6 protein-coding genes are annotated in these 9,427 nt (G+C 50.4%); 3 read left to right on the top strand and 3 right to left on the bottom strand.

All coding sequences use genetic code 11. The features are described 5' to 3' along the window. Positions 1-31: 31 nt before the first annotated feature. From BWI93_RS17610 to lpxK, 3 genes are all read right to left on the bottom strand, one after another. Positions 32-2,971 (bottom strand): PD-(D/E)XK nuclease family protein, encoded by a 2,940-nt coding sequence (locus BWI93_RS17610; protein WP_094813631.1) that lies wholly within the window; start codon positions 2,969-2,971, stop codon positions 32-34. Positions 2,972-3,119: 148 nt separating this feature from the next. Further along, on the bottom strand, positions 3,120-5,171 hold the full coding sequence (locus BWI93_RS17605) for a putative porin (RefSeq protein ID WP_158242664.1): 2,052 nt from the start codon (positions 5,169-5,171) through the stop codon (positions 3,120-3,122). Positions 5,172-5,210: 39 nt separating this feature from the next. Further along, positions 5,211-6,257, bottom strand: coding sequence for a tetraacyldisaccharide 4'-kinase (gene lpxK, locus BWI93_RS17600; protein WP_094813627.1), 1,047 nt, complete (start codon positions 6,255-6,257; stop codon positions 5,211-5,213). A gap of 133 nt (positions 6,258-6,390) precedes the next feature. Here lpxK and BWI93_RS17595 point away from each other — a divergent pair, with 133 nt between their 5' ends. The 3 genes from BWI93_RS17595 to BWI93_RS17585 all read left to right on the top strand — a co-directional run bounded on the left by BWI93_RS17595 (position 6,391) and on the right by BWI93_RS17585 (position 9,098). After that, complete coding sequence (locus BWI93_RS17595; protein WP_094813625.1) at positions 6,391-7,497, top strand: o-succinylbenzoate synthase; 1,107 nt, start codon at positions 6,391-6,393, stop codon at positions 7,495-7,497. 140 nt (positions 7,498-7,637) lie between these two features. Then, entirely contained in the window at positions 7,638-8,060 is a 423-nt protein-coding gene (locus BWI93_RS17590; protein ID WP_094813623.1) for a hypothetical protein, read from the top strand. A 213-nt stretch (positions 8,061-8,273) separates the two neighbouring features. Then, positions 8,274-9,098, top strand: coding sequence for a PE-PGRS family protein (locus BWI93_RS17585; RefSeq protein WP_141217508.1), 825 nt, complete (start codon positions 8,274-8,276; stop codon positions 9,096-9,098). Positions 9,099-9,427 lie beyond the last annotated feature (329 nt).

The raw sequence follows: 9,427 nt of genomic DNA, 5'->3' as shown, positions 1-9,427 counted from the left end.
GATGATGCCAGCCCCGGGGCTGGCATCATCCTTAATTGGCTCGTCCACAAATCCGGGCGTAATCGCAGTATTCGCAGTGACTTCGATCCACGGTTTGTTCAAAGGCTCGGCTGGCGTCAAGCAGTTCGTCGATGAACTGCGTTAACATGGCTTCGCTGTCTTCGAGAAACGTTTCCGGCGTTTCATCCGGACGGAAGCGAAGATTTTCCTGAGCCATAAAACCCGCCGCCAGATTTCGGAAGGAGATCATCCCCGGCTGTACGATCTGCGTGGCCGAGAGTTCTACGCCGCCCACGCGTTTGTCGTTTTGTTTCAGAACCAGATATTTATACAGCCAGAGTTGCCGCATTACGTCCCAGTTCTGGTTCGTCAGAAACATGGGCTGCCATTCGTCCTGGTTTACTTTCAGGTCCAGATTCTTCGCGTCTACTTTTCCGGTTTTATAATCCACAATCCGGATTACGTCGTTGACCCGCTCCAGGCGGTCAATCTTTCCGGCTACCTGCACCGTGCCCTCGCCATAAGCCAGCGTGGCCACCAGCTTCTGTTCCGGAGCGAGCACTTCCACGCGGTACCCGGCGTCGAGTTCGTCCATGCGTAGCTGGAAGTAGTTTCGCAGGTTACGTTTGGCCAGGTTGTACAACAACAGGTTTTGTCCTTCGTTCATGACCTGTCCGGGAAATTTTTCCTGAAAAACGGCTTCCAGACGACTGGGAATCTGCTGCGTAAACCGTTCGTAATCGGCCCGTTCGTACACGCGAACGTTTCGCTCGATCATCTCCCGGTCGATCCGTTCGAGCACTTCGTGCACCCAGGTACCAAAGTCGTTCGCTTCGAGCGTCGTCGATAATTCCTCTTCCTCGGCTACCCCGGCAATGCGTTTGAAGTAGTACTTGAGTGAACACTGGTAATACATGTTCAGGTGCGTCGCGTACAGGCCCCGATTGGCGAGCGACTGGAGAATTTCTCGCTGAATCTGCTCGTTTTTGGTAATGCGTAATACCGGCAGCTCTTCTTCCAGACTGCGTTCGGAGCCGAACTCCACCCGCTTTTTCTGCAGCTTAGCCTGCTTGTTTTGTTCACCCAGCTCGTATTCCAGTTGCAGTAAAAACCGACTGGGTTCGGCTTTGGCTCCATCACCGGCGGGTACCGTGTGCAGAAAGATAACTTCCTTCGCCCGTTGTAAGAGGCGGAAGAAGTGATAGCTCATCACCGCGTCGGCGTCCATGTACGTAGGCAGGCCAAACTCGCAGGCGGCATCAAACGGAATCAGCGAATTTTGCTTTTTCCCCGTCGGCAAGGTGCCTTCATTGACGGATAGAATAATCACCCGTTCAAAGTCCAGACACCGGGTCTCCAGCATCCCCATGATTTGCAGCGGAGCGGCGGGTTCCCCCGAAAAGGGAATCTTCGTTTGTCGCAATAACTCCAACAAAAACCGTCGGTACGATTTAATGGAGACGGGCTGACGGCGTTCGGCCAGTACGCGTTCGAGTCGCTTGAGAATGGTATAAAACTCGTAGAGGTACTCGGTTTCGATGGCATCTTTATCGACGTACAGGGGCCGTAGCAAATCAATGAGCCGATACATCTGCCGGGTCGCCCGACCCGAGTCGTTGTCCCAGCGGGTAAAGAGGGTATTGATCAGGGGTTCGTTGCCGCCCAGTTCTTTTATCTCCTTTTCATCGGCAAACGTTCGGTTTTCATCCCGCAGCGTCCGTAACAGGGTTCGAAAACTTCCCTCGTTTTCCATCCAGTATTTCTGAATGAAGGGATGATGCAGAATCTTGGTAATGTGCTTGTAGCTGAATTTGGGAATAGCAACCATCCCCTGCCCTTCCTTTCGGCGAAATTCCACCACATTCCGCTGTAACTCAAACCAGCTTTCCACCAGGGAATACAGCAGGGAATTTCGCAGGGAAACCCCCATCGTAACGTTGAAATCATCGTAGCTGTCGGGAATCGAGGACAAGACCGGCATCAGCAGATTTTCGTCGCCCAGTACCAGAGCCGTATGCGGCGGTTGATAGCCCTTCGTTTTCTCCGTACCGTGCTCCCATTGGGCCATCAAATGAGCGGCGACTTTGGGCTGCATGGTGGCATTGGGTACGCCAATGCTGATAAAATTTTTAGGCTGCGTCAGTAAATCACTGGGGACCGTCTGTACCTGCGGAAACTCGCGGTAATTCCGGAAACGCTTGTTCCAGTCGCCCCGACTCAGTTCGGCGTCGGTTAGGTATTTACGGACAAAGCGACCCGCTTCGTGCTGATTTCTCAGGTAAAAAACGTCGGCGTCCCAGAGCATCTCGGCCTTATTCAGGCTCACCAGCTTCCGCAGAATCCGCTCTTCGGACTGACTGAGGGCGTTAAAACCCAGAAAATAATGGAACGCGTGGCCGGGTTTATCCAGGAAAATCGTTTCCACCTCCTCCGCCACTTTGCGATACGCCATTCCCCGGTACGCCAGTTTCTTTTCCAGTAAACGGGCTTTTAACTGATCATAAACCCCGAGCAGGTTTTCAAACAGGCGAAAGTATTTATCCGCAAAGGAATCTTCAGCAATCGTGGTGTCGATTTTCCAGCGTTCAATGGCTTTCTCGGCTTCTACCCAGCTAAATACGGCTTTGGCGTTGCTGTCATAAAGATCAATCTGGTCGAAATCCCGCAGTACCACCGGAGCCCAGCTCGTAAAGCGGTCGAAATCCAGGTGGGGATCAATGGTTTTAAAAGTGTCGTAGAGTTCAAACAGCAGGGATACGGGGTCGATTTCTTCCACCTCCGCCCGTTGCAGAATGAAATCGTCCATAGCCACTACTTCTGGAGCCAGAAAAGGCCGATCCGAGAGGCTGGCCAGTTCCTGCTTGAAAAAATACACGGCCCGGCGGCTGGGTACCACCACGCACACGCGGGCGATGGTTTCCAGCGAATGGCGTTCAAAAATATACCGAGCCGTTTCCGAAAGAAAAGACATGACGATCGAGTAAAAATTCTTGTTTCGGGAGATCCAGCGAAGGCATGCTTCCCGCTTAAACTAGTAGTAAAGGTACGTAATTCAAGCCGTATAAACGACGAATGCCAGTCCGGCAGACTGGCATCCATCTTTGCAACGGACCGTAACTTTAATCGAACAGCGGCCAGCACACGCCAAAACCAAAGCCCCGTTTCATGCCCGGGTAATACGGTGTCGGCATGTAACCATTTGAAAGCAGACCGTCGGCTACGTTTTTGAACTGCACGAATACGCGGACGCGGTTGATACGGATGTCCGCAAAGGCATCCACCACCAGAAAGCCCGGTACTTTATACGTATTGTTGAGATAGAACTGATTACTCAGGGGCTGGTAAAAATCAGCGTAATAGCCCATGCGGTAATGGGCATCCAGTCCCACCTGTACGTACATGACTTTCGAATACACAAAGTCAAACGCAAACTTGGAACGCGTCAGCACTTTGGGCATCCGAATCAGATCCGGCCCGGACGTCGTCGTGAAAAAGGCCTGATGCGACGTACTGAATTTTCCAGCTCGCCAACCCAGGTCCACGCCAATGCGGTACATACTGATGGCACTGTTTTCCTGTTGGGCTACCGATTCCGTATCGTAATAAATGTAGTTTTTGGTGAGGCTGTACTGCAGGCTGGGTTCAATGAAAAGATTCTTGATTCGTACCGGAGCGGAAGCCGTGATTTGATTGGTAAAGACATTGTCGAAATTCTTACTCCAGGAGACCAGCGGACTCAAAAACCGCTCCTGCACCAGAGTAGGCGAATTGAGCGTACTCGTAAACGTAGCCTTAAACCATTTGCCGTAATAATCGGCGTGCAGTCGGTAATCCGCTCCGATCAGGTACTCACCTTCGGCTTCGATGCGGGTACTGTCTTTGAAGTAATACGCCAGCCAGGCTCCCAGGAAGTTTTCATTCCGCCGACGAATGGACTGTTCGCTGTACGTAGGATTGCTAACCGTGAAGCGTTCGCTGAACGTACGTGCGGTATCGTTCACAATGACGGTACGCGTAAGAAACGTTGTTGAATCCCCCCGAATGGTCAGACGTGAACGTTGGTTGATGCCGTAATCCCGGCGGCGGAGGTGTACCCGGTAGTTGAAGCCTTTCAGGGCTCCTTTTAACCCAATTTTATTTTCCAGCAGCCAGTAGTTGGCCTGTGCCTGAATGGTATCCCCAATGGTGGTTCGTTCGGGCAGGTTGTTGTAAAAGCCCGTTGCTACGGAGTTCTGATAATTCCGATCCCGATAGCGATTAAACCGGTTGATGTAATCTCCAACGTGATACACCTGAAATCCCTTCACGGGTACGTATTCCTGATAGACGTGAAACTGATTTCGCCGCTCCCGGCTGCGGGACGCCGTCAGAAATTGCTGAGCTGCCGCCGGATCCGCTAGCACACTGTCCCAGTTAGCCCGGGCCGGATTTGTTTCCGGATAGATACCACCGGGTTCCCGAATGGAATGTTCATACAGCCGAAAATGACCCAGCACGGCGTACTTTTCATCTTTCGTGCGATAATTGCTATGCGTCACAAAGTTCCAGAAGCCTCCCAGATCGCGGTCGCCTCTACTGGTAGCCGAGCCCACACTGATTTGCCGCCGACTCAGATTCCGTTCGACGTGTAAGCCGATATTCCACTGGGAATTCACGTTTCGACTCAGGTCAAATTGCAGAACACTCTGGCCATTTCCACCCTGGACAAAATAAGCCTGCGTAAACGGCGATTTGGTATCGTAATACTTGACGTCGTACGGGGTAATGGCGTAGGGCGAGTTGACGTCATAACCCAACTGGGCTCCAATTTGCTGGGGAGCCGTAAAGTATAAGGGTCGCAGAGCCGAGCTGAGTACGCCCAGGTCCGTATACCAGCGACCCTTGTGTTCCAGGTAATCAAAGCGGTGAAAGTTGATATAATTGGTATCAATGGCGTACAGCGTTTTCCGGTTGTTGAACAGATCTTCTTCCAGAAAATACCGGGAAGTGGTCGGACCGTAAATCTGCTTGGTCGAATCATCAAGAATTTTTCCGCGACGGCTGGGATCGTCCGCCGGTTTGGGAGCCACTTCGCCCGGGGCATTCGGCAATGGATTGGGTACGGTTTGTGCCTTCGCCAGCAGCGAACAGGCCAGAAAACCAAAAGAGACTAGAAATCGATAGAGCTTCACGGCGTCAAAAATACAAGCAAAAATGAGTTGCGGGGGGACTTAAGCTTTTTTAACGTGCAGACCGGATCGCTCCAGCAGCCATTCGTCAAAATTCAGGGGGTTACTTTCCAGAAAATAGACTTCAATCGGTACAACAAACAGCGGGAAATCAGGCGGTACCAGCGTTTTCAGTTTTACGGCATCTTTCTCGGTAGTCAGTACCCAGCCCCGGCCGTTCTGCTGCCAGACCTGCTCGATTCGCTGCCAGTCTTTCGGCGTATACGCGTAATGATCACCGAAAGCCAGATGTTGTCCAACCGTAAATTGCTGCTGAGCGTAGGCTTCGAACAATTCCGGACGGGCCAGTCCCGAGACCAGAATCACCTTTCCGGTCGCCTGCGTGTTCGTATGCACCGCCACGGGTTGTCCGTATCGAATTCCGGAAAAGAAAACCGGAGCCTTCGCGTACGGAAGTATTTTCTGCTGAATCTGTTGCCGTTCCTGATCCGTAAGTGTGGGTGGGCATTTGCTTACAATAATGGCATCTGCCCGCTCGGCTCCGTTCCGGCGTTCCCGAAGGTTTCCGGCAGGAAAAGGATGATCCGTATAAAAGGGATGGTTATAGTCGGTAAGCAACAGATTGACGCGGGGTTGCACGGCCCGGTGCTGGTAGGCATCATCGAGCAGAATGGCCCCAACTTCCGGAAACGCCGAACGAATGTTCGGAATAGCTTCCGCTCTTTTTTCTCCGACCGTAACCCGTACGGTTTTTCCAAATTTTTGGTATACTTGCAACGGCTCATCGCCCAGGGTTTCGGCCGTATCCTGATTCGTCGCTATCCGAAACCCCCGGGTACGCCGCCCGTACCCCCGGCTCAGCGTAGCCAACACGAAGGATGGACTCAGCAAACGGATCAAATATTCCAGATGCGGGGTTTTACCCGTGCCGCCAACCGTCAGATTACCCATACTAATTACGGGTAAATCAAAGCTCGTGACCGGAGTCAGCCCCCGATCATACAGGCTATTTCTCCAGTCAGTAATAAATCCGTACAGCCAGGAAAAAGGCAACAGAAGTCGGCGTAATATTGTAAGTAAAGGGCCCATACGTTGGGTAAAACCAGACAATGAGAGGTCCGGCCTGCGGAACACTCCAGGATTAAATATTGCGGCAAAGAACGTCAAAACGCGGCTAATTGTTTAGTTTTGCCCCCTTTTAAACCAACAATTCCCCTTTAGTATGTCTCTTAAAGTGCTGGTTCACAAGCATATTCTTGACTTCCGGTTTGCAGCCGGCACGTCCAGGGGTACTCTTACCCAGCACACGGCGTATTATCTCAAGGTTTTCGATGACGAAAATCCGTACTGTTTTGGACTGGGTGAAGCCAGTCCGCTGGCCGGTCTGAGTCCCGATTACGTAAACTTTGAAGCTACGCTACAGAAAGTCTGTCAGGCCTTCAACCGTTACGATCTGGAGGTTTTTTCCTGGAATCTGGATCTCATTCTCAATCAGCTTGTTGATCCCCGCTTTCCGACTATTCGCATGGGACTGGAAACGGCCCTTCGGGATTTATTACACGAAGGAAAACGGCAGATTTTTAACAATAGCTTTTCCGAAGGCGAGCGGGAAATTCCCATCAACGGATTGATCTGGATGGGCGATAAAAACTGGATGCTCCAGCAGATTGACCAGAAGCTCGAAGCGGGTTTTCGTACGCTTAAAATGAAAGTCGGAGCCATTGACTTTGAGCAAGAAATGGAATGTCTGACTTCCATTCGAAAGCGTTTTTCACCCGAAGCCATTACCCTACGGGTCGATGCCAACGGGGCCTGGACTCCGGAAGAAGCTCAGGAAAAACTCAATCGGCTGGCCGAACTCAGCATTCATTCCATCGAACAGCCCATCAAAGCCCGCCAGCCCGAAGCCATGGCGGCTCTGTGTGAACAGTCGCCTATTCCCATTGCTCTCGACGAGGAACTGATCGGCGTGTACGATTACATGGATAAAATGCGGCTACTCAAGAAAATTCAGCCTACGTTTATCATTCTCAAACCGACCCTACTGGGTGGTTTTACCGCCTGTAAAGAATGGATTGAGATTGCCAATCGCCTCAAGATCAAATGGTGGCTTACGTCTGCTCTGGAATCAAATGTAGGATTGAATGCAATTGCTCAGTTCGCGGGTGAATTTCAGAATCCACTGCCGCAGGGCTTGGGCACGGGTGGTCTGTATTATAACAATGTCCCCTCTCCACTCAGCATAGCACAGGGTCAGCTTAGCTACAACAGCCAGCAACCGTGGGATTTACAGCTGCTACAGCAGTCTTTCATTACGCATACCAATTAGGCTAGAAAAATTTCCTGCGTTTGGTCGTGATAACCGAATTAGGTAATTCTGCGAAACTCTGAGCTTTGGGCTTGATTACATGACCTGAATTGACCTATTTTTGTCAACATACACGCTATCTCTATTTTGATCGACTAGTTATGAACACGCAGAAACTAAACGATACGTTACTTGAGCTTTTATCCAAGCGTTTCGCTTTAAAACATATGGGATACGACCATCCCGATTACGATGAAGCGGAGGAAACGCTGGAAGCCCTGGAAGACGACTTCGTAGATGAATACGGCGAAGAATTCGAGCAGATTCTGGAACGCGTTCATGCCACATTTTGCCCGGATACCGATGTACTTTTACCCACGGCGTACCTGCCACGTACGCAATACGAACAAGTCATCGACGAAGAAACGGGCCTTGAAGAATTCGAAATTGGTCCCGGTGATGGCGTTTGGGTGACGCTCAAGGACTTCCCGAATCTGGACGCTAAAATGGTACTTCTTCCTTCGCCCCCCCGCCTGGAAATTCTCTCGATGGGCGGCAGCCAGGAGGTATGGCGAGCGAGCTAGTACTCATATTTTATCCAAAGGTATTTTAAAATTAACTCCGCGGTAGTCTATACTTTTTAGACTATTTGCGGAGTTAATTGTTATATACTAGGGAATTAGCACGCATTTTTTGATGCTACCCTTACGCCCTGTTATTTTGTCGTGATGAGAAAAGTACCGCCAATTAAGATGGGTACCTTGCGTGTCATAATATTAGGGTTGATGGTAACAGGCTTGACACGATCTCAACCAGAGCCACCTCCCTTTATTTTTGAGTACGAACAGTCCCATAGTATTCCCGCTGGAACCATTGATGAAGCTTCGGGTATGGCTGACAGCCGTTCGATGCCCGGACACTTATGGGTTCAGGAAGACGGTAACAACCCAAACCGTCTTTCGCTGATCAACTACCAGGGCCAATTGAAAGGACGGGTAAATTTGCCCTTCCCCAATCGTGACTGGGAGGATATGGATCTGTTTTTCAATAAGAAAGACAGTACTAACTATATCTACCTGGCCGATACCGGTGATAATCTGCAGCAGTATCCCGAGTACTACATCTATCGGTTTAAGGAACCGACTTCGGTGAATGAAGAGGTAACGAAATACGACCGAATCGTTTTCTATTATCCCGAAGGAAGTCGGGATACAGAAGCCATCCTGATTGAGCCCCATACGCAGGACATTTATGTCATAACGAAAAGTCCGGGGCTATCGAAGTTGTACAAGCTCGCCTACCCGCAGAAGTACGATTCGCCCATGCCAGCCATGTATGTTTGTGACCTGCCCATGTACATGATTACGAGTGGGGATTTTTCAGCGGATGGGAAGCAAATTATTCTGCGAAATTATACGACGATGTATCTCTGGAATCGGGATGATGTCAATGAACCCATTCAGGACGTCATTTATTCCAGTTACAAGCTTATGCTTCCCTACGTTTTCGAGCCACAGGGTGAAGCCGTCTGCTTTGAGAAAAACGGTAAAGGGTATTTCACGCTGGGAGAAAAGTTTAAACTCTTACCCTCGCAGCTTTTCTATTTCGCCCGGAAAAAGTAAAATTTATATTTAAAGCAAAAGCGGTTCGGAGTTACTGACTCGAACCGCTTTTGCTTTCTATTTTCTGCTCGAACTACTGAACACAAGTTTTCAAATTTCGTAGATAATATTCTTATCTTAAGCTACTTAATCCGAAGCGGTTCAACCTGAATAGCCCTGTGTGCAATAAGGGGTGCGTCCAGCTTGGTAGGCACAGCCTACCAACTTCTGCGTCCGTAGCGAATGCTACGGACAACCCGTCCTACTGACGTTATCGAGTGTGAATTAGCAGAACGGAAGCGGAGTGGTCTTCTCCCTTACCCAGCACTTAACCCCGAAGGGGTTCAATG

The organism is Siphonobacter sp. BAB-5385 (assembly GCF_002261125.1).
Taxonomy (GTDB): Bacteria; Bacteroidota; Bacteroidia; order Cytophagales; family Spirosomataceae; genus Siphonobacter.
This window is presented reverse-complemented; position numbering and strand designations above follow the sequence as displayed.

What these genes read in the sequence shown, in the direction of transcription:
- BWI93_RS17610 (WP_094813631.1), bottom strand. Translation starts at nt 2,971, where the DNA reads ATGTCTTTTCTTTCGGAAACGGCTCGGTATATTTTTGAACGCCATTCG.
- lpxK (WP_094813627.1), bottom strand. Translation starts at nt 6,257, where the DNA reads ATGGGCCCTTTACTTACAATATTACGCCGACTTCTGTTGCCTTTTTCC.
- BWI93_RS17595 (WP_094813625.1), top strand. Translation starts at nt 6,391, where the DNA reads ATGTCTCTTAAAGTGCTGGTTCACAAGCATATTCTTGACTTCCGGTTT.
- BWI93_RS17590 (WP_094813623.1), top strand. Translation starts at nt 7,638, where the DNA reads ATGAACACGCAGAAACTAAACGATACGTTACTTGAGCTTTTATCCAAG.